Genomic DNA, 19,010 nt, shown 5'->3' with positions numbered 1-19,010 from the left:
GGCGATGACGTGGCGGCTCGGACGCAGGGGGCTCACGCGGGCGATCGCGGTCGCTGCGGTCGCACCGAGCCTGTGGTTGCCGAGGCGCGCCCGCGCCGAGATCGCGGGTGACACCGAGATCCGCAGCATCGAGGCGGACGAACTCGGCTGGACCATCATCCTGGGCATGCGCAACGGGCCGTACCCGTACGCCGGCGCCAAGTGGACCGACGACAGCACCCTGGTGTTCGTGCCGCGCCATTACCGTGCGCGTGAAGGCGACGGGCTCGACGTGCTGGTGCACTTCCACGGTCACGGCACCCACGCGCGCAAGACCGTCGCCGAGAAGCAGCTGCGCGAGCAGTTCCACGCCGGCGAGCAGAACGCGATCCTGGTGGTGCCGCAGGGGCCGGTCGATGCCAACGACGGGCGCTTCGGGAAGCTCGACGAGGTCGGCGGTCTCAATCGCTTCCTGCGGGAGCTGCGGCCCGCGCTGCAACGCGCCGAGGTCGCCGACGCGCTCGGCGAGGCTGCGATCGGCAGCGACGCCCGCGTCGGCGTGACCGCGCTGTCGGCCCACTCGGGCGGCTACCGCGTGGCCGCGAAGTGCGTGACCCACGGTGGCTGGAGCGTGAACGAGCTCTACCTCTTCGACGCGCTGTACGGCGCGCGCGAGGAGTTCCGCAATTGGGTGCTCGCACGGCGAGACGAGAGCGCACCGCGGCGCCGGCACAAGCTGATGGCGTGGTACGGCGTGAAGGAGGTCGCGTGGCAGTGTCAGCGACTCCGGATGGAGCTCGCGCAGGACGGCATCCACTGCCGGCACGAACGCGACGATCGTCACCTCGTCGATGCCGCGATGGTGCACGCCCGCGTGGCCTTCATCCGCGCCCACGTCGGACACCGCGAGGTCATGCACAAGGCCAACGCGCTGCGCGACTGCCTGACGTGGTCGTGCTTCCGCCGCATCGACGTGCCCGCCGATCCGGCCGCCGCGGGCAAGCCGGTCGCGGCCGCCACCGCCACCGGCGACACCCCTGCGGATGGCCCGCGTTAGCCGGGCGTGCCCCTCTGCTAGCGCGCGAACAAGCGCGTGGCGATGCTGTGCGGATCGCCGGCGTCGGGGGCCAGCACCTGCGCGACGGCGTCGTCGTGGCCGCTCGCGTTGTCGATGAGTTCGAGCCACCACGCCCGCTCGAAGCCGGTCGCGACCCCGGCGCGGATGCGGGTGATCACCTCGGTCCACGCCGGCAGCTCGGCGTCGACCCGCGGCGTCGGCGGCGACATCGCGAGGCAGGCGAGGGTCTGCGTGCCCATGCGCGCGGCGGCGTCGACGACATCCTGCGCCGAGAACTCGTTGGCCGTGCAGTCGTTCAGTGACTCGACCAACAGCCCGGGATCGAGCCCGAGCTTGGCACTCTCGACGATCGCGTCGCACAGCCGACGGACCTGCGCGAGCGCGCGAGGGTCGAGCTGCGGCACGTTCAGCGCGTCGGGCAACTGCATCGTGCGCGGGAGTCTACAGGGCCCGTCGGCGCCCGCAAAAAACGGCGCAGTGGACACCCGGGCCTTGGGACGCACTCCCATACGCCCCAAGACCCGGGCTCCCGCCGATGGACCGACGATGGACCGTCTCGAACTGCCGGGTGGAGATCCCGGGGCCGGGTGGGTACCCGGACCCGAGTTCTACGGCGCGGCCCGTGCTTCGGATCGACCCAATGTGCGGCGACGCGGGCGATCGACTCCGATCCACGCGCACGCGCCCCGACGTAGACGCGGGCGGTTCCCCCACTTAGGATTGCCACCCGTGACGCGACCATCGATGCGCGACACCCCCGCCGAGGTGGAGGCCATCTTTCGCTGCCTGCCCGCACGGCTGCGCCTCGATCGCGTGAAGGACTACCGCGGGGTGTTCCACTTCGACATCCGCGAGTCCGCGACGCCGCAGTGGACGGTGGTGATCGAGAACGGTGCATGCCACGTCGAGCCTGGCTTCGTCGGCGAGCCGACGTGCAACATCACGATGGACGAGCGCACCTTCCTCGGCATCGAGACCGGCAAGCTGAACGCCGTGTTCGCGTTCGTGAAGGGGCGCATCAAGGTCACCAACGTGGGGCAGATGCGCCGCTACGATCGGGCCTTCTACCGCTTCCACGACGTGCCGAGCGACGGCCCCGACGGCGCTGGCGGCACCGCCGAGCTCGAGGCCGACGCCGACCCCGACGCGCCGACCGAGCGCTGAGCCCCCGTCGCGCGCGATCCGGCGTCGGGCCGGTGCGGCGGCGGCGTCGCAGCCGTTCCGCATGGCGCGGCCGATCCGAATCCACCCCGGCCGCCGTACCCGCTGCGAGACCGGCTCCGCAGGCCGGAAGGAGCGGGACCTCGGCGACGTGGAGCTGCAATTGACCAGCGAATGGACGGTGACGTACCGTCGCCGGCACGTGGTGTCGGCACCTCCCAGCACCCCCGTGAGCGAGCTCGACGACGTCGATCTCATGCGCGAGGCGGCGCGGGGCGAGGTCGGAGCGATCTCGATCATCTACGATCGATTCGCTGGTCTGCTCATGACGATGGCCGAGAAGATCCTGTTGGACCGCGCCATGGCAGAGGACCTCGTGCACGACGTGTTTCTGGAGGTGTGGCGCCACGCCGCCGGCTACGATCCCGCGCGGGGCAGCGTGCGCACGTGGATCCTGGTGCGCCTGCGCAGCCGCGCCCTCGATCGACTCCGCTCCGCGCGGACCCGCCGAGAGGTCTCCAACGACGACGGCGAGCCGGTGTCGGCGGTGACCGACGAGCGCGAAGATCCGGGCCTCGAGCCCGACCGCAAGGCGGTTCGCCGCGCGCTCGCCGAGTTGCCCGTCGAACAACGCGAGGTCATCGAGCTGGCCTACTTCCACGGCCTGAGCTCGTCGGAGATCGCGACCCGGATGGGCTCGCCACTGGGCACCGTCAAGTCGCGCACCGCCGCGGGGCTGGCGAAGCTGCGCTCCGTGATGCACATCGACGAGGGGCGCGTCGACGCGGCCGGGCCATCGGCACGAAGGGAGGTCCTGCGATGATCGACGCCACCAACGACGACGACCTGCTCGATCCCCTCGTCCTCGAGGCACTCGCCAACGCGCTGCCGTCGGTGCCGCCACCGCAGCCCTCGCTGCGCGCGTCGCTGTTCGCCCGCATCGGCGGCCGGGACCGCTTCTTGCCGTTCCTCGACCGGCTGATGTCGCTGTTCGATCTGCCGGAGTCCGAGACCCAGCGCGAGATCGACACCATCGTGAGCCCGGGTGACGCCTGGGAGGAGCTGCTGCCTGGCTGCAGCTTCCGCGACTTCGACGGTGGCCCCGGACTCGGCGAGGCCCACGCGGGCCTCGTGCGCCTGCGTCCCGGTGGCGTCTTCCCCGCCCATCGACACGTCGGCGAGGAGCGCATGCTCGTGCTGCAAGGTCGCGTACGCGACGAGCACGGCAACGAGTACCGCGCCGGCGACCTCTTCGTGATGGCCGACGGCACCAGCCACGAGCTCACCGTCGTCGGCGACCAAGACGCAATCTACGCGGCCGTGGTGATCGCGATGGATTTCCTCGGCGACGACGACGACGGCGCCTGACGCTGCGGCGCCGCGTCGAGCACCTCCGTCGCGGGCGCGCCCCGCGGCCGTCGGTTTTTTTTCGCGCCGTCCGGAAGCGCTCCGCCGGCCTGGTGTCTCTACGCCAGGGACATTGAGGCGGGGCCGCGGTCCCGTTCGCACCGGGGGGGCGCGAGCGGGACCGTTGGCCTCCCCATTTTGGTTCCGCGGGTGCGAGGCTGCGCGCTGGAGTGTGTGTGGCCGGGGCGAGTCACCATGCGCCACCGGCGGTGACGCGATGCACGGCGCGCGCGCGCGACGGTCCCAAAACGGGTGGCGGAACCGGCACGAAAGGGGCAAGCTCGGATCGACGCAACGATGCTCGCCCTCGGCTTCAGCGTGGTCTCCTTCTTGGCCCTCGAGTCCGCCTTCGCCGTGGCCGATCCGAGCGTGGCACCCACCGCCGTGGGAGCGCCTGCGCCGGTGGTGGTGGCCCCAACCGCGGTGGCTCCGGCTTCGGCTTCGGCCCCGGCCCCTGCGAGCCCCGATCCCGCGGCGGCCGTGACCGCGCCGAGCCTCGGCGCGACGGGCCTCGAGGCGGCGCCCGCCGGCACGATGCGAGATCCGTTTCGGCCCGAGCAGCCCGCCCCGGGCTGGGACACCCCCGCCGCCACCACCCAGAGCGTCACCACCACGACGCCGAGCAACACCACCACCACGACCACGACGGTGGTGGTGACGCAGCGTGTCGCCGTGCCGCCGCTGCCCCCTGCCGCACCCGTCGAGACCCCACGGCACCGCCCTTTCGTCGGTGGCTACGGTGGCTTCGGTTGGCGACTCGGGGGTGCGTCCCATCGCGCCGCGAGCTTCACCAACGTTCGCGGCGGACTCCTGCTCGGCGAGCGCTTCTCGATCGGCGGCTCGTTCGTGCGGATGACCAAGCGCTTCGGTCCGCCGCTGCGTGGGACCAGCGGCAAGACCTACGATCTCGCCATGGCCTACGGCGGGGTTCAGATCGGCGTCGCGGTCATCCGTCGCGGTCGCTTCGAGCTCGGGATCGACTCGCTGCTCGGCGTCGGCGTCGGCTGCATCTCGCGCAAGGGCAGTCGCCACGACAGCAACGTCGACGCGCGCTGTGTCGAGCGGGTCAAGATGTTCGTCGCGGAGCCGGGCGCCTTCATGCATTTCGCGCTCACCAAGTGGATGCGGCTGGGGCTGAACGGCGGCTACCGATTCGTGGCCCGCGAGCGCTGGGCCTCCGGCAGCCAGATCGCGATGTCGGGCGGCTACGTCGGCATGAACGTCGACTTCGGCTGGTTCGCGCGCCACGACTGGCGCTGAGAGCGACGCGCCGCGTCGATGGTTGCTGCGGCGGGCCTCAGGCCTGGCCGCGGCGCATCGCGGCGGGTCGCGCGGCTTCGGGCAGCAGCGACGACGTGGTGCGACGGGCCCGGGCGGCGGCGGGCGGCTCGAGCCCAGGGAACCAGCCGAAGTAGGTCTCGAGCTGGTTCTTCTGCTCGGGCGGCAGGTAGTCGAAGTTGGTGCCGCGGTCGTTGACCTCCCAGAACTCGCGGTTCTCGAGCGACTCGAGCTCCTGCCAGATGCTGCGCAGGCGCTCGAGCGGCTCCTCGGCCATGTCGTCGCGGATGCGCCGCGCGACCGCCTCGGCGCCGTGGCACAGGTACATCGTCGCCAGCTTCACCTGCGCACGCCGGACCCCGCGCAGCGACTTCTCCTGCTCCTTGGTCTCGGCGTGCTCGTCGACCGCGAGGAACACCGAGAGGAACTCGTCGTGCGCGCGCGAGCCGAGGCCATGGGCGAGCTCGCACAGGGTCCCGATGTCGTGGGCGATGACCTCGGTGATGAACGCGAGCCCGCGCTCGAACGCGACCGCGGAGTAGTAGCGCATGAAGCGGGCGATCTGCAGCGCCCGGTGCTCGAGGCTCTCGCGACGCTCACGGTCGCTGGTGACCTCGCGGCTGTGGGAGAGCACGAACTCCGCCAGCTGACGGTACTGGTGGAGGATGTTGTAGGCCGTGCGGATGTCGGAGGCGTTGACGGTCGCGCGCAGGTACGTGTTGAAGAACTTGATCGCGAGATCGAGCGCGTGCACGTCGGCGCGCCGGCCCGCGGCCTCGCCGAGCCGCCGGGTGTCGATCGCGATCAGGTAGCAGGTGTCCTTGATCTGCCCGAGCGCCTCGCCGAACAGCATCTGGTACTGGCGGAGGATCTTCCACTCGAGCCAGGTGCCGCGACGGCGCAGGTCGTCGACGGCCTCGTCGGAGAGGCTGACGAAGTCGGGGCTCTGCCGGTTCCACCCGGGAATTCGGTGCCAGTCCTGGCGCATCGCGGCCTTGGTCTCGCCGTAGCGGACGCCGAACTCGCACAGCGAGTCGATCGACTCCGACGCGATGCCCTTGTCCTTCTGCTGCAGGGCGTTGAGCCCGATGTTCGCCAGGTGTTCGACGGCCTCCACCGCGCGCAGCTGGCGGTCGTCGGTGGCCTGTGCGGCGCGGCCGCGCAACGGCGTCGCGGCGGCGAGGCCGTGGTCCATGATGCGGCCGACGATCTTCTCGGGATCGAGGAAGTCGAACACGTAGGCGAAGTAGGGAAACAGCAGCAACAGACTCGTCGTCATCAGCAGCATCGAGAACAACACCCCCCAGTGCGGGAGGTAGTGGTCGCCGACCGAGAAGTTCACCCACAGCACGTACACGCTCGAGGTGACGAAGAAGCCCAGGATGACGAGGTTGGTGCGCGCGCGGAAGAACAGCCCCGTGATGTGGGGCGTGAAGCGGGTCGCCGCCAGCTGCACGATGATGCTCGAGACCGTGAGCGCGAGGCCGAGCACCGCGGCCATCACCTCGCCGAGCCCGCCCAGGGTGTTGCGGGCCTGCTGGATGTCCTGGTCGAGCACGGTGTCGAGCAGGCCGGCGAGCGAGGCACCGTCGTCGCCCTGGCGATGCCGCGATGCGGTCAGCACGTCGAGCCAGAACGAGCTCAGGTAGATGAGGCTCGCGATGCCGAGGATCATCAGGACCGGTACGGTCCACGTCGCGCTCGGCAGCGCGGCCCTGCGAAACTGCACCAACACGCCGAGCGTGCGGCCCGCGAACGTGTCGGACGCGCCCGCGCCCCCGGCGGCGCCATCCTGGGCCGGCTGCCCGTCGCGCGCTGGATCGCGTTCGCCCACGGGCTACGACGGTAGCAGATGCCCGAAAGGCGAGGTATCGTGACGACTACGACGATGTTGCTCGCCATCGACGTCGGCAACTCGCACACGACCTTCGGTGTCTTCGACGGCGCCGAGCTGCGCTGCGAGCTGCGACTGTCCACCCGTCACGGCTGGACGCGCGACGAGGTCGCGATTGCGCTGCGCCAGGGGCTCGAGCTGGCCGGGCTCGCGCTCTCGGAGGTCGGCGACGCGATCATCGCCTGCGTGGTCCCACCCGCGCTCTCGGCCTTGCGCGAGGCGCTGGTGCGCTACGCCGGCTTCGATCCACTCGTGGTCGGACCGGGCGTCCGTACCGGCATGCCGATCCGCTACGACCCCCCGCAGGATGTCGGCGCCGATCGCATCGTCACCGCCGTCGCGGCCCACGAGGCCCACGGCCGCGACGGCTGCGGCATCATCATCGTCGACTTCGGCACTGCGACCACGTTCGACGTGGTCTCGCCGGCGCCCGAGTACCTCGGCGGCGCGATCGCGCCCGGCATCGGCATCAGCGCCGACGCGTTGTTCACCCGCGCTGCGAAGCTGCCGAGGGTCGACACCGCCAAGCCCGATCGCGTGATCGGTCGCAACACCGTCGGTGCGATCCAATCGGGCCTCGTCAACGGCTACATCGGGCTGGTCGAGGGCCTCATCGCGCGCATCCGCGACGAGGCCGACTTCCCGGTGCGGGTGGTCGCCACCGGTGGCTTCGCGGCAACCCTGGCGGCGCACACCAACGCCATCGACGCCGTCGACGACGCGCTGGTGCTGCAGGGCCTGCGCATCATCCATGCGCGCAACCGGGGCAAGTGAGGCGGTAGCACGTGGCCTATGCCCATCGCGCGCTCGAGCAGCAGGAGGCCGGCCCCGGGGTGTGGCGCGTGGTCGGGCCGGATGCGCCCGCGCCCCTGCGCGGCATGGTTGCGCGCGGCCTGGCCCCGCTACCGCCGCGCGACCTACTGATCGCGCTGTATCAGATCTGGGTCTCGAACGACCCCGACCTCGCCACGGTGGCGTCGAAGACCCTCGAGGGGCTGCCGCCGGCGATCCTGAACGGTGCGCTCGACGACGCGACGTTGCCGGCCGGCGTGCTCGATCTGCTCGGTCGCAAGCTGCCGCGGAACACCGACGTGCTCGAACGCGTGGTGCGACACCGTCAGGTCGACGACGAGACTCTGGCCGGCATCGCGCGGGTCTGCCCCGATGCGGTGTGCGACGTGCTCGCGGACAACCAGGAACGATGGATGCGGCACCCGGCGATCGTCGAATCGCTGTACCAGAACCCGAACTGCCGCATGAGCGTGGTGCACCGCATGCTCGAGTTCGCGGTGCGCGAGAACATCGACGTGCGGCTGCCCAACATGGACGAGATCCGCACGGCGCTGCTCGAAGAGTCCGCACCGCAGCCCGAGCGAGACGACCTCTTCAAGCGCGCGACGGTGGGCCTGCAGGACACCCACGCGAAGGTCATCGAGACCTTCCAGAACGCCGCCGTCGGCGACGAGGTCGACCTCGACGCGGTGCGGGTCGAGGCCGGGGGGAGCGTCGACGTGCTCGATCTCGAGGCCATGTTCGCGCAGTCGGCCGTCGATGATCTGTCGCTGCCGATGGACGAGGCCAACCTCGATCTCGATCTGCCGCTCGACGAGGCCGTGCAGCAGGCGGCGGCGGCGGTCGCCGAGAAGGCCACCGGCGGGCAGGGGCTCTTCTTCATCATCTCGCGCATGAATCCGATGGAGAAGATGCGCATGGCGCTGCTGGGCGGTGCCTTCGAGCGCTTCGTGCTCGTGCGAGACAGCAACAAGGCGGTGGCCATGAGCGCGATCAAGTCGCCCAAGGTCAACGACAACGAGGTCATGGGCTATGCGGCCAACCGCACGCTGGCGCGCGACGTCGTCACGTACATCTCGAAGCGCCGCGAGTGGACCAAGAACTACGCCATCACGCTCAACCTGGTGCTGAACCCGAAGACGCCGATGGCGACGGCGATGGGCTTCTTGGTGCGGCTGCACCCGCACGACGTCAAGAAGGTCGCGTTCTCGAAGAACATCCCGTCGGCACTCGCGACCGCGGCGCGCCGCAAGCTGGAGCAGCGGCGATGAACGCCGCGTGGCGCTGGCTGCAGCGGCAGGGTGGGATCCTGGTGACGCCGCGCCAGACGCTGGTCGCGATGGCGCCGGACGAGGGCGCCCGCGACGGCACCTGGGCCCTGCTGGCGTGGCTGGCCGCGACCTCGGTCTACGCGCTGGTGGAGGTCACGGCGCGCCTGGTGGCGCTGCGCAGCTTCGATGCGCTGTTGCTCGGCGCGGCCGACGTTGCGATCGCCCTGCTGGCGCCCTACGTCGCGACCTTCGCCATCGAGCTCGTGCTTGGTCGCACGCGATCGCACCGTGCGGGCACGTTGCTGGCGCCGATGATCGCGGTCGGTGCCATCGGCCACCTGTTGATCGCGAACGGGGCCTGGCGACCCGCGGGTGCGTGGCTGCCACCGCTGCTGGCGGGCCTGGCCGCGCTGGGCTGGGCGTTCGCAGTGCGCGCGGCGATCGAGCCCCGCAAGGTGGCCACGTGAAGGCGCCGGCGCTGGCCGGGATCGTGCTCGCGGCTCTGGTGGGCGTCGCGGCGGTCGGCGACCTCGTGCAGGGGCTACGGCGCTTCGATCGCATGGGTCCGCTCGGCCCCGGCAAGCCGGTCCCGCAGTTCGCCGTCGAGCGCCTCGAGGGCGGGCGCTTCGACACCGCGGCGCTGGCCGGCCGCGTCCACGTCGTGACGTTCTGGGCCACGTGGTGCCCCTACTGTCGCGACGAGTTGGCGGAGCTCGACCAGATGGCTGGTCGCTGGTCGCCGGACGACGTGGCGATGGTGGCCGTCAACCGCGAGGGCGGCGGGCTCACGCGCGAGCAGGTGGTCGCGGTGGCGCAGCAGTATCGACGCGCGACCGGCCTGCGGGTGCCGATCGCGATCGACGACGGGCAGATGGCGCGCGCGTTCGGGGTGGGCCCGATCCCACACACGGCGATCTTCGACCGCGAAGGTCAGCTCCGCCACGTGCACCAGGGCCGCGTGCGGGGCGAGACCATCGCCGACGAGGTCGACGCGCTGCTGCGCTGAAGCGCAGGCGCGCAGCGACGATCACTCGGGGTCGTTGGCGGCGGCGCGGACGGTCGCCAGGCCGCGAAGCCCGGCGATCGCGACCGCGATGACGACGACCGCGAACGCGACCGCGGCGAAGGCCTGCGCCACCGGCCACGCCATCGCGCCACCGCCGGCCATCGCCGAGGCCAGCACGATGACGGTGATCTTCGATGACACCCCCGGCGCGAGCAGGTGGGTCCAGCCGGCCGCACAACCGAGCGCGAGCACGAACGCCAGCACCCCCGCGAGGTGGCCCAGCCACCGCGGCTGATCGCCCGACTCGTCGCGCAACCGGCCGGCGATGACCGCGGCACCGTCGCGCGCGAGCACGGGCCCGTGCATGCCCGAGCCGACCAGCTCCATCGGGTGCGGGTGGTACGGCAGCACTTCGCCCCACGGGCCCTGCGGCTCGACCAGCTCGTGCAGGGCCACCAGCGAGCGGTGGCCCCGGAACTCCGGGGCCAGCCGCGCGTCGCCGTGGACCTCGGCGTCGAAGTCGACGTCGCGCACGCGCACGAACGGGGTCGGCAGGAAGCCCTGGCGACTCGCGAGCGCACGGAAGTCCTGCCACTCGGGATCGTCGGTCTCGTAGCGGATGCGATAGCCGTCGAGTCGCGCGCGCACGGGGATGACGATGTCCTGGGTGGGGTCGCTCTGGTGGCGCACGACGAGCTCGTCGGCGCGCATCAGCAGGTCCCAGGCGGGCGCCTCGATGCCGCCGGCGCGGTTGACCCGCACGAACGGCTCGCCGCGCGACGACGCCGGCAGTCGCAGTGCGACCTTGGTGCCGAGCTCGGCCTCGAAACCGGCGACTGCGATCCACCCCATCGGCGGTCGCTCCTGCTCGATGTCGGCGTACGGCCCGCGGTAGCCGCCGCGGAAGAACTCGTGGAGCTTGGGGTTGAAGGGCCGATCCGCGCCCTCGGCCTCGAACATCGCGAGGTGCTCCCCGAGGTTCTCGTCGGGGCTCTGTGCGATGCCCAGCTTGCCCACGAAGTGGGCGTCGGCGAGCGGCACGTAGGGCTTGTCGCTGAGCTCGTAGTACGCGATGAGCTTGCGCAGCTCGAGGTCGGGGTTCACCGGCGTCAGCTTGACCAGGTGCGAGCCGTCGCGCGTCGTGACCTCTTCGCGGTTGCACGGCACGCGCACGTCCCAGCTCATGTTCTTGGCGGCGGGGTCCTTCTCGCGCATGCGGAAGATGACGTCGTGGACGCCGTCGGCGACCTGCCAACCCGGCACCAGCACCGCGTTGTTCTTGCCGTCGAGCTGCGCGAACGCGATGCCGCGGGGGTTGCTGCGCAGCAAGAACGCGTAGAACTTGTCGGCCTCGAGCGGGGAGTCGACCGGCATCACCACGGTCTGTCCGACCTGCTGGCTCGGTCGCAGACCCCGTGAGTGGTAGCGCTCGAGCGGCGTGGGCTCGGGCAGCACGATGCTGTCGCGGCTCGGCGCGGTCGCGGCCACGAGTCCGCCGAGCGAGCCGATGAGGCCGATGCCGACCAGCGGCGCGAGCAGGGCCACGTGCGTGCGTGCGCGCGGGCTGGTGGAGGAGGGCCCGACCGCGCCGGCGAGCGCCGCCGCGAGCACGCCCTCGGCGAAGGCATGGGCGGCGCCACCCGTGAGCGCACCGGTCACGGCCGGCTGCAGACCGAACGCCTCGCCCCACGCGTCGCCGAGCGCCAACGAGAGCATGAGGTCGTCGCGCGCGAGCAGCACGCCCGCGATGACGAGCCAGCCGAGCAGGGCCCACGGCGCCGCTTGCAGCAGCACGCGGCGACCGGCGTCGAGCCACAGCAGCGGCACCGCGAGCACCGCGAGGGCGATGGCGCCGGTGAGGGGCGCACCGTCCCAGAGCGTCTCGACCATCGTGCCGAGCTGTTGACCCTGCAGCGATCCGGCCACCGCGAGGCCGGCCAGCAGCATCACGAGGCCCATCGCTCCGCCGCCGGCCTTGGGGCTCGCCGGCGTCACCGCGGTGGGGCTGGGCCTGCGCAGCGCCGCGTCGGCGAAGCGCAACGCCATCGCCAGCACCATCGTGATCCACATCCACATCAGCGCGCCGCGTCCGCCCCACTGCACCGCGAGCACGCCCGCACCCAGCCCCCCGATGCCACAGCTGGCCGCGATCACGGCCAGCATCGCGAAGCGGGCCTCCTCGCCGCCGCGACGGGCGGCGAGCGCTTGGCGAACGGCTGCGGGCAGGCCTCGTAGCTGCACGAAGCCGGTCGCGAGCGTGAGCACGGCGGCCGCGAGCAGCAGCAACGCAGCGACCCACGGCTGCCAGAGACGCGCGGCGAGTTCGGTCAGCAGGTTCGCATCCATGGTCGGCGGCAGAGGGTAGCGCTGCAGGCCGCGTGCCGAAAGGGTGCCGTCGGTGGCGCGACGGCACAGGCGGGCGTTCGAGGCGGGTGGGCCGCCCTGCTCGCGTCGTCGTGGCGGGTCCATCCGCTCGCGCCGCGAGAGCACCGGGTTGGCGCGTGGCGGCGGGCGCTTGCGGTTGTCGACGGCGCCAACCGAGTTGGCGATCGCGCGCTCAAGCGCCGGCGCGTCGTCGGTCGGCCCAGACCACCACCTCGCGGTGGGCACTGGGCAGCTGGGTGGTCCGCAGCGCGCTTGCGTCGGGGAGCTCGGCCAGCTCGGCGACCTTGTCGAGCAGCCGCGGCAGATCGTCGACCACGCCGTCGTCGTTGAGCTTGAGCGTGAGCAGCAGCCCGCGGATGCTGTCGCGCCGCAGCGCCAGCAGGTGGGCGAGCGCCGTCATCGCGCGGTGGGGCGCGACGTTGGCGTCGAGCACGAGCCAGTCGACCGCGGGCGGCAGATCGCGGGTGCGCACGCGCTCGGCGTGGATGCCCAGGTGGCGGAAGCGGCCGTCGCGCCCGTACGCGAGCACGCGCTCGTCCATGCGGGCGGGATCGATGCCGATCACGTCGGCGCCGCGGCGCAGCAGCGACAGCGCGGCACCACCGGGCGCGGCACCGATCTCCACCACCACGTCGCGCTCGCGCAGCGGCAGCCGTGACCACGCCAGCGCCTCTTCCATCTTGGCGTAGGCACGCGACGGTACGTCGTCGGGCAACGGCACGCGACGCACCCCGCCGGGGGCATCGCCGCGACGTTCGTCGTGCACGTGCCACCCGACCAGCGCCGGGTCGGTGGCGCCCGGGGCCGGCAGGACCACGTCGAGCACGACGTCACCGAGCTGGGCGCGCGGATCCTCGTGCACGCGATCGCCGAGGCGCTGCAGCAGCGGCTCCCGCCAACGCGCGACCGCGTCGGGATCGTCGGGTGTGCGATCCGGATCGACCGGGTCGCGGGCGAACACGTGCAGCCGCAGGCGCGCCGCGGTCAGTGAGGCCATCGCCGGCAGCACCGCGTCGACGTCGGCCGCCATACCGAGTGAGCGACCGCTCGCGCGCACGAACGGCGAGCGCGGCTCGGGATCGTCGAGCTCGGCGTCGGTGCGCAACGTGAGCAGGCCGGGCCGCGAGTACGCCGGGCGCAGATCGGGTCGCGTGCGCGCCAGCTCGCGCTTGAGCCACGTCGCCGAGCGAGGCAGGCAGGTCGCGAACACGAAGGCCGGCACGCGCCCTTTCTTGCAGACCGCGACGCTTGCGGCAAGTCGGTCCGCCGCCGCGCAGTGCCTGCCGCCCTCGATGGGGAGGGCCGATGGGGCGCCATCGGTGCTATGCTGGCGCAACGCGCGGGCGACCGCGGGAGCGAGGGCAGCAATGAAGTGGATCATCGGCGTCGACCTGCGCGAGACCGCTGCGGGCGCACTCAACTTCGGCACCTGGCTGGCGGCGAACCACATCGAGTCGGAGCGGCCGTCGTTCGTGCCGGTGCACGTGCTCGAGGAGTCGTACCTGCTGCAGGTACTGCGACACCAACACATCGACGCCGTCGAGGACCTCGCCCGCCGCGCCGCGACCGACCAGCTCGACAAGGCGCAGCTGGGCGGGGTCGCCGGGCCCGCGCGGATCGTTCGCGGCGTGGTCGCCGATGAGGCCCTGGTCCGCGAGTTCGACGCCGAGCACGGCGACGCGCTCATCATCGGTCGCCAGGCGCCGAGCAACGAGCGCAACCTCGTGCGCCTGGGTCGGGTCGCGCGCCGCATCGTGCGTCGCCTGCCGTGTCCGACCATCGTCGTGCCGCCCGATCTGCGGGCCGATCAGATCGGCAAGGGGCCGATCATGCTCGCGACCGATCTCGAGGAGACCGCGGGCTCGGCCGCGCGCTTCGCCAAGCGCCTCGCCCACGTCACCGGTCGCCCGTTGGTGGTCGCGCACGTGGTCCCGGCCGATACCGACATGGCGCGCTACCTCCCCGACGCGACCGTCGACCAGTTCCTCAGCCAGTCGGGCCTCGACCGCGAGCGCGATCTGAAGGGCTGGATGGCGAACCACGGCCTCGAGTCCGCCGCCGCGGTCGTCTCCCACGGCGACGTGATCGCGCGGTTGTCCTCGATCGCCGAGGTCGAGGGGGCGCCGATCATCGTCTGCGGATCGCGCGGCATGGGCACCATCGAGCGCATGTTCATCACCAGCGTCGGCACCGACCTCAGCTGCTGGGCCCGCGCCGCGGTGGCGATGGTCCCGCCGACCTGGGGTGCATAGCGCGCGGGGTCGGCGTATGGTCGTGCGCGTCGCCATGTCGCCCCGCACGATCGCCTCCTCGTTGTTGATCGCGTCGCTGTCCAGCTGTTCCTCCGAGGCCGGGCCCATGGCCGGCACTGGCAGCAGCGGCGAGTCGTCGAGCACGGTCGCGATGACCACCGTCGTGGACGGCAGCGACAGCTCGGGGACCGTCACCGCCGACACGACCGCCACCACCGAGGGCTCGACCAGCACGTCGCCGACCACCACGGGCTCGGTCGACGACTCGAGCGGCACCGGTGGTCTCGGCCACTCGCCCGGCTGCGGCACCGATCCGCAGACGGTGACCTCCGGCACCATCGACGTCGACGGCACGCCGCGCAGCTACTTGCTGGTGCTACCGACCGACTACGATCGCGACCGCGCCTATCCCATCGTGTTCGGCTTCCACGGCCAGGGCGGCGACAGTGCGCTCGCGCAGAGCATCTACCAGCTCGAGGACTACTGGCCCGAGCCGGTGATCGTGGTCTATCCGCAGGGGCTGATGCAGGTCGGCACCGAGACCGGCTGGGACCTCGCGAGCAATGGCGAGGACATCGCGTTCTTCGACGCGATGGCCAATGCGTTCGCGCAGGAGCTGTGCCTCGACCTCGATCGCATCTACGCGATGGGCTTCTCGTTCGGTGCGTACATGTCGAACTACCTGGCGTGCTACCGCGGCAACTACCTGCGCGGCATCGCGGCGGTCGGCGGCGGCGGGCCCAGCCCCGGCGACACCTGCCAGTCACCGGTGGGCGCGATGATCATCCACGGCAGTACCGACGACGTGGTGCCGTACAGCCAGGGGCAGGCGTCGCGCAACAAGTGGGTCGCGGTCAACGGCTGCAGCGACGCCACCAGCAGCTGGGATCCGATGGACGCCGACGGCCTGCCGACCGAGTGCCTCGACTACCAGGGCTGCGCCGAGCGCACGACCTTCTGCACCCACGCCGCGACGCACACCTGGCGCACGTGGATGAACCCCGAGATCCCGAAGTTCCTCGCCGGCCTGTGACGCCGTTGCTGGCGACGCGCTACGGCTGGCAGCAGAAGGTGAAGTTGCCGGACGGCGCGATGGTCCCGGTCGGCTCCGGCGCGGTTGCGATCGGGCAATCCGACATGCCGGTGAAGTTCAGCCCGACCGACGCACCGGTCGCGGGCACGCAGGTGTAGTTGCTCGGCACGTCGGCGACTTGGTTGCCACCACAGGCCATGCCGTCGAACACGTGCATGCTGCCGGTGCAGGTCGCGGTCGCGGTGCCGCAGGTGCAGCTGCTGCAGTCGCGCTGATCGTCGACGCCCGCCCAGTAGCTGAACTTCTCGCTGTACTGCCCCTCGGGGCACAGCGCGTCGCCCTGCTTGTAGATGCACAGGCCCGCCTCGAAGCCCTCGGGGGCATCGGGCTGACATGCGCCACCGTTGCCGCATGCGACCGCGTCGTCGGGCAGCTTGCAGCTGCGGATCGTCGCGTCCCACGTGGCCTCGGGGAACTCTTCGACCTTGTTCTGCATGCAGAAGGGCTGCTGCGCCTGGTACATGTAGAAGTACGTGCTGCCGCCGATCGCGAAGTCGTGGCAGTCCTGGGAGAACTGCTGGAAGTTGAGGTACGTGTTGCAGGCCGCGCCGCTGTACGAATAGGTGTACGAGGTGCAGGTCTGCGAGACGTTGAGATCGCAGGTGCAGTCGCACTGCGCTGGCCCGGGGTCGTGGTAGCCCTCGAGCATGGTGGGGCCCGCCTCGGGGTAGTCGGTGGGGCAGTCCGGCATCGCGACGCCGTCACCGACCTTGGCGATGACGGTGGGGCCGAACCAGCTCGCGGGCGCCGGGTCGCCGCAGTGGGCCCCGACGCCGCACTCGTCGACGCCGGTGCTCGACTCGTCGGCGGAGGTCGAGATCGTCGACGAGGCCGAGAGCGTGGCGCTGGCGGCTTCGCCGGCGCCGCTGCTGCTGCCGCCGGTCGCGACCACGCCGGTGCTGCCCGAGGCTTGGAACCCGAAACCGTCGTCGTCCACGGTCGCGGGCTCGCAGGCGACCATCACGATGCTCGCGTACAACCAGGTGGGAATTCTCGTCGTCGTGCTGCGATCGTGATGCTTCATGGTCGTTGTCGAAGACGGGTGTTGGTTCCCCGTCCGCCCCCGCCTCCAAGGTAGCCAGGGGCGCTGACGACGGGCAACCACTTGCACCCACGCGAGGCGTGCACGCGACGTGGGAGACGACGGGGTCGAGGGCACCCACGCGCGTGCGCATGCGGGTGTTCGCAGGCCCCAGGCGACCGACGATCGCGGGTACCATCGTCGTTCGCACCATGTCGACCTCCTCCTCGCTGCACGATCGTCTGGGACGTTGGGCCGTGGTCGCAGGGGCCTCGGAGGGGCTCGGAGCGGCGTTTGCCGAGGCCTTGGCCCGTGCAGGTTTCGACTTGGTGCTGGTCGCCCGTCGTGTCGACATGCTCGAGGCTCGCGCCGACGAGCTCCGCAATCGTTGCGGAGTGGAGGTCCGCACGCTCGCGCTGGACCTCGCGCAGACCGACGCGATCACGCGGCTCGTCGCCGCGACTGCGACCCTCGAGGTCGGGCTCGCGATCTACAACGCTGCCTATGCGCCGCTCGGGCCGTTGCTCGAGCGGACCACCGCGGAGCTCGATCGCGTGGTCGCGGTCAACGTCCGCGGACCACTGCAGTTCGCCCGCGCCTTCGCAGCGCCGATGAGCGTGCGCCGTCGCGGCGGGATCGTGCTGGTGTCGTCGCTGGCGGGGCAGCAGGGCACGCCGCGGCTGGCCAGCTACGCGGCGAGCAAGGCCTTCTCGAGCGTGCTCGCCGAGGGCCTGTGGGCCGAGCTGCGCGGGCTCGGGGTCGACGTGCTCGCGGTCTGTGCGGGGGCGATCCGCACGCCCGGCTACCAGGCGCGGGCGGGTGTCCGCGAGGCACCGGGCACGCTCGACGCCGCGGCGGTCGCGGCCGCGACCCTGCGCGCGCTGGGCCGCGGCCCTCGGGTCATTCCCGGCTGGCTCAACCGCATCGCCAGCTGGATCCTCGGGCGCATGTTGCCCCGCCGCGTCGCGATCGCGATCATGGCCTCGTCGACCGAGGGGTTGTCGTGATGGATCTCGTGGGCTTCGCGGCACCGCTGTGCCTCTACGCGCTGACGTTGCTGCTGCACCTTGCGATCCCGACCCCGTGGATCGCCGGCTACGTGCGCGACGACGACGGTGCGCCGCTGCGTTACCGCTGCAACGGCATGCTCGTGCTGATCGCGGTCGCGACGATCCAGGGACTGGCGGCGAACGCCGGCGTGATCGCGTGGGACTTCTGGTGGCAGCACCGCGTGGGCGTGCTCGCCGGCGTGGTGACGATCGGCCTCGTGTTCACGCTGGTGGTCGTGCTCACCGCACCCTCGCAGGGCGGAGCGCTGCTGCGCGAGCTGTTCTTGGGCCGCCGTGAGAACCCACGACTGCTCGGCGGTCGCGTCGACGTGAAGATGTTCCTCTACCTCGCCGGTGCGGTGCTGCTGCAGCTCAACCTGCAGTCGTTCTTCGCCCACCACGTGTTGCTGCGCGGCGGCACCGCGGTGCCGGGGGCTGCGCTGCACCTGGCGGCGTTCTCGTTCTTCGTGCTCGACTACCTCTTCTTCGAGCGCGTGCACCTCTACACCTACGACTTCTTCGCCGAGCGCGTGGGCTTCAAGCTCGGCTGGGGCTGCCTGGCCTTCTATCCCAGCTTCTACGCGGTGGGGCTATGGGCGGTGGCGGACTGCGGCGGCGGCACGACGCCGCCCGGCGGACTGGTGCTGGCGATGGCCGCGTTCGTCGCCGGCTGGTGCCTCGCCCGCGGCGCGAACCTGCAGAAGTACCTGTTCAAGCTCGACCCCAACCACCGCTTCCTCGGATTGTTCGAGCCGGTCGCGCTCGAGCACGGCGATCGACGCCTGTTGTGCAGCGGCTTCTGGGGACTGTCGCGGCACATCAACTACCTCGGCGAGATCCTCATGGCGTCGGGGCTCGCGCTCGCGCTGTCGTGGCCGCCGGACTGGGCGGCCCAGACGTCGGCGCACGGCTGGTTCGCCGCGTTCGGGCCGTGGCTGTACCCGCTCTACTACGTGGTGCTGCTGGTCCCGCGCGAGCGCGACGACCATCGCCGCTGCGCCGCGAAGTACGGCCCATTGTGGGAAGCGTACTGTCGACGGGTGCGCTGGCGCATCGTCCCTGGCATCTACTGAAGGCCCCCATGTCCAGCCTCGCGCCCTACCTCGACATCCTGCGGCAGACCAACGCCGATCTCGTGCGGCTCGAGGCCGGTGCGCCGGTCTCGGTGATCACCCGTGGGCGTGCGCCGGCCTCGGGCGGTGCACCGGTGGCGTCGCGGGCGATCCTCGCCGCCGCGCAGGAGGTGTTCTCGCCGGCCCAGCTCGCGGAGCTGCGCGCCCCCGTCGCGGTGACCTTCGAGCACGCAGGCGAGCAGTACGTGATCGAGGCCTCGCGTCGCGGCGG

General features: G+C 71.4%; 18 protein-coding genes. 13 read left to right on the top strand and 5 right to left on the bottom strand.

Annotated elements, in window-relative coordinates:
- Nucleotides 1–4: 4 nt before the first annotated feature.
- Nucleotides 5–1,036, top strand: a complete 1,032-nt coding sequence (locus IPH07_25490) for a hypothetical protein (protein ID MBK6920775.1) — start codon at nucleotides 5–7, stop codon at nucleotides 1,034–1,036.
- 17 nt (nucleotides 1,037–1,053) lie between these two features.
- Here the strand turns inward: IPH07_25490 and IPH07_25485 are convergent, their stop codons facing one another.
- Nucleotides 1,054–1,485 carry a hypothetical protein gene (locus tag IPH07_25485; GenBank protein ID MBK6920774.1) on the bottom strand — a complete coding sequence of 144 codons (432 nt, stop codon included), beginning with the start codon at nucleotides 1,483–1,485 and terminating at the stop codon, nucleotides 1,054–1,056.
- Between the two features lie 301 nt (nucleotides 1,486–1,786).
- On the opposite strand from IPH07_25485, the gene IPH07_25480 reads away from it, so the two are divergent.
- From IPH07_25480 to IPH07_25465, 4 genes are all read left to right on the top strand, one after another.
- The gene (locus tag IPH07_25480) at nucleotides 1,787–2,221 is read left to right on the top strand and encodes an SCP2 sterol-binding domain-containing protein (protein ID MBK6920773.1); all 435 of its coding nucleotides are present in this window, start codon (nucleotides 1,787–1,789) and stop codon (nucleotides 2,219–2,221) included.
- Nucleotides 2,222–2,447: 226 nt separating this feature from the next.
- Nucleotides 2,448–3,041 (top strand): sigma-70 family RNA polymerase sigma factor, encoded by a 594-nt coding sequence (locus tag IPH07_25475; protein ID MBK6920772.1) that lies wholly within the window; start codon nucleotides 2,448–2,450, stop codon nucleotides 3,039–3,041.
- Entirely contained in the window at nucleotides 3,038–3,586 is a 549-nt protein-coding gene (locus IPH07_25470; protein ID MBK6920771.1) for a cupin domain-containing protein, read from the top strand. Before IPH07_25475 ends, IPH07_25470 begins: the two co-directional genes overlap by 4 nt.
- 336 nt (nucleotides 3,587–3,922) lie before the next feature.
- Nucleotides 3,923–4,885, top strand: a complete 963-nt coding sequence (locus IPH07_25465) for a hypothetical protein (GenBank protein MBK6920770.1) — start codon at nucleotides 3,923–3,925, stop codon at nucleotides 4,883–4,885.
- A 37-nt stretch (nucleotides 4,886–4,922) separates the two neighbouring features.
- Here IPH07_25465 and IPH07_25460 read toward each other — a convergent pair whose 3' ends face one another.
- A complete protein-coding gene (locus IPH07_25460) occupies nucleotides 4,923–6,737 on the bottom strand; it encodes a DUF2254 domain-containing protein (GenBank protein MBK6920769.1) in 1,815 nt (604 codons plus the stop codon).
- 54 nt (nucleotides 6,738–6,791) lie between these two features.
- Between IPH07_25460 and IPH07_25455 the strand changes: the two genes are divergently transcribed.
- Genes IPH07_25455 through IPH07_25440 form a run of 4 tightly spaced genes read left to right on the top strand, consistent with a single transcriptional unit; the run spans nucleotide 6,792 to nucleotide 9,866 of the window.
- Entirely contained in the window at nucleotides 6,792–7,571 is a 780-nt protein-coding gene (locus IPH07_25455; GenBank protein ID MBK6920768.1) for a type III pantothenate kinase, read from the top strand.
- An 11-nt stretch (nucleotides 7,572–7,582) separates the two neighbouring features.
- The gene (locus IPH07_25450; protein MBK6920767.1) at nucleotides 7,583–8,860 is read left to right on the top strand and encodes a hypothetical protein; all 1,278 of its coding nucleotides are present in this window, start codon (nucleotides 7,583–7,585) and stop codon (nucleotides 8,858–8,860) included.
- The gene (locus IPH07_25445; GenBank protein ID MBK6920766.1) at nucleotides 8,857–9,327 is read left to right on the top strand and encodes a hypothetical protein; all 471 of its coding nucleotides are present in this window, start codon (nucleotides 8,857–8,859) and stop codon (nucleotides 9,325–9,327) included. The genes IPH07_25450 and IPH07_25445 overlap by 4 nt, the downstream gene beginning before the upstream one ends.
- Nucleotides 9,324–9,866, top strand: coding sequence for a TlpA family protein disulfide reductase (locus tag IPH07_25440; protein MBK6920765.1), 543 nt, complete (start codon nucleotides 9,324–9,326; stop codon nucleotides 9,864–9,866). Before IPH07_25445 ends, IPH07_25440 begins: the two co-directional genes overlap by 4 nt.
- A 21-nt stretch (nucleotides 9,867–9,887) precedes the next feature.
- Here IPH07_25440 and IPH07_25435 read toward each other — a convergent pair whose 3' ends face one another.
- Nucleotides 9,888–12,212: a sodium:alanine symporter family protein gene (locus IPH07_25435; GenBank protein ID MBK6920764.1), complete on the bottom strand. Its 2,325-nt coding sequence runs from the start codon at nucleotides 12,210–12,212 to the stop codon at nucleotides 9,888–9,890.
- Nucleotides 12,213–12,423: 211 nt separating this feature from the next.
- Nucleotides 12,424–13,473, bottom strand: a complete 1,050-nt coding sequence (locus IPH07_25430) for a hypothetical protein (GenBank protein MBK6920763.1) — start codon at nucleotides 13,471–13,473, stop codon at nucleotides 12,424–12,426.
- A gap of 145 nt (nucleotides 13,474–13,618) precedes the next feature.
- On the opposite strand from IPH07_25430, the gene IPH07_25425 reads away from it, so the two are divergent.
- Complete coding sequence (locus IPH07_25425; GenBank protein MBK6920762.1) at nucleotides 13,619–14,503, top strand: universal stress protein; 885 nt, start codon at nucleotides 13,619–13,621, stop codon at nucleotides 14,501–14,503.
- Nucleotides 14,504–14,537: 34 nt separating this feature from the next.
- Complete coding sequence (locus IPH07_25420) at nucleotides 14,538–15,536, top strand: hypothetical protein (protein ID MBK6920761.1); 999 nt, start codon at nucleotides 14,538–14,540, stop codon at nucleotides 15,534–15,536.
- Between the two features lie 19 nt (nucleotides 15,537–15,555).
- Here the strand turns inward: IPH07_25420 and IPH07_25415 are convergent, their stop codons facing one another.
- The gene (locus IPH07_25415; protein ID MBK6920760.1) at nucleotides 15,556–16,620 is read right to left on the bottom strand and encodes a hypothetical protein; all 1,065 of its coding nucleotides are present in this window, start codon (nucleotides 16,618–16,620) and stop codon (nucleotides 15,556–15,558) included.
- A 209-nt stretch (nucleotides 16,621–16,829) separates the two neighbouring features.
- On the opposite strand from IPH07_25415, the gene IPH07_25410 reads away from it, so the two are divergent.
- The gene (locus tag IPH07_25410) at nucleotides 16,830–17,624 is read left to right on the top strand and encodes an SDR family NAD(P)-dependent oxidoreductase (GenBank protein MBK6920759.1); all 795 of its coding nucleotides are present in this window, start codon (nucleotides 16,830–16,832) and stop codon (nucleotides 17,622–17,624) included.
- A complete protein-coding gene (locus IPH07_25405) occupies nucleotides 17,624–18,739 on the top strand; it encodes an ergosterol biosynthesis protein (protein MBK6920758.1) in 1,116 nt (371 codons plus the stop codon). Before IPH07_25410 ends, IPH07_25405 begins: the two co-directional genes overlap by 1 nt.
- The last annotated feature ends 271 nt before the right edge of the window (nucleotides 18,740–19,010 follow it).

The sequence above is a fragment of the Deltaproteobacteria bacterium genome (assembly GCA_016709225.1).
Taxonomy (GTDB): domain Bacteria; phylum Myxococcota_A; class Polyangia; order Nannocystales; family Nannocystaceae; genus Xiheibacterium; species Xiheibacterium phototrophicum.
The sequence above is the reverse complement of the archived record's forward strand: the minus strand, read 5'-3'. Positions and strand labels throughout refer to the sequence as shown.

Excerpts from the sequence above, each read along its gene's own strand:
- IPH07_25490 (MBK6920775.1), top strand. The coding sequence starts at position 5 with ATGACGTGGCGGCTCGGACGCAGGGGGCTCACGCGGGCGATCGCGGTC.
- IPH07_25485 (MBK6920774.1), bottom strand. The coding sequence starts at position 1,485 with ATGCAGTTGCCCGACGCGCTGAACGTGCCGCAGCTCGACCCTCGCGCG.
- IPH07_25470 (MBK6920771.1), top strand. The coding sequence starts at position 3,038 with ATGATCGACGCCACCAACGACGACGACCTGCTCGATCCCCTCGTCCTC.
- IPH07_25465 (MBK6920770.1), top strand. The coding sequence starts at position 3,923 with ATGCTCGCCCTCGGCTTCAGCGTGGTCTCCTTCTTGGCCCTCGAGTCC.
- IPH07_25455 (MBK6920768.1), top strand. The coding sequence starts at position 6,792 with ATGTTGCTCGCCATCGACGTCGGCAACTCGCACACGACCTTCGGTGTC.
- IPH07_25445 (MBK6920766.1), top strand. The coding sequence starts at position 8,857 with ATGAACGCCGCGTGGCGCTGGCTGCAGCGGCAGGGTGGGATCCTGGTG.
- IPH07_25435 (MBK6920764.1), bottom strand. The coding sequence starts at position 12,212 with ATGGATGCGAACCTGCTGACCGAACTCGCCGCGCGTCTCTGGCAGCCG.
- IPH07_25425 (MBK6920762.1), top strand. The coding sequence starts at position 13,619 with ATGAAGTGGATCATCGGCGTCGACCTGCGCGAGACCGCTGCGGGCGCA.
- IPH07_25420 (MBK6920761.1), top strand. The coding sequence starts at position 14,538 with ATGTCGCCCCGCACGATCGCCTCCTCGTTGTTGATCGCGTCGCTGTCC.
- IPH07_25415 (MBK6920760.1), bottom strand. The coding sequence starts at position 16,620 with ATGAAGCATCACGATCGCAGCACGACGACGAGAATTCCCACCTGGTTG.
- IPH07_25410 (MBK6920759.1), top strand. The coding sequence starts at position 16,830 with ATGTCGACCTCCTCCTCGCTGCACGATCGTCTGGGACGTTGGGCCGTG.
- IPH07_25405 (MBK6920758.1), top strand. The coding sequence starts at position 17,624 with ATGGATCTCGTGGGCTTCGCGGCACCGCTGTGCCTCTACGCGCTGACG.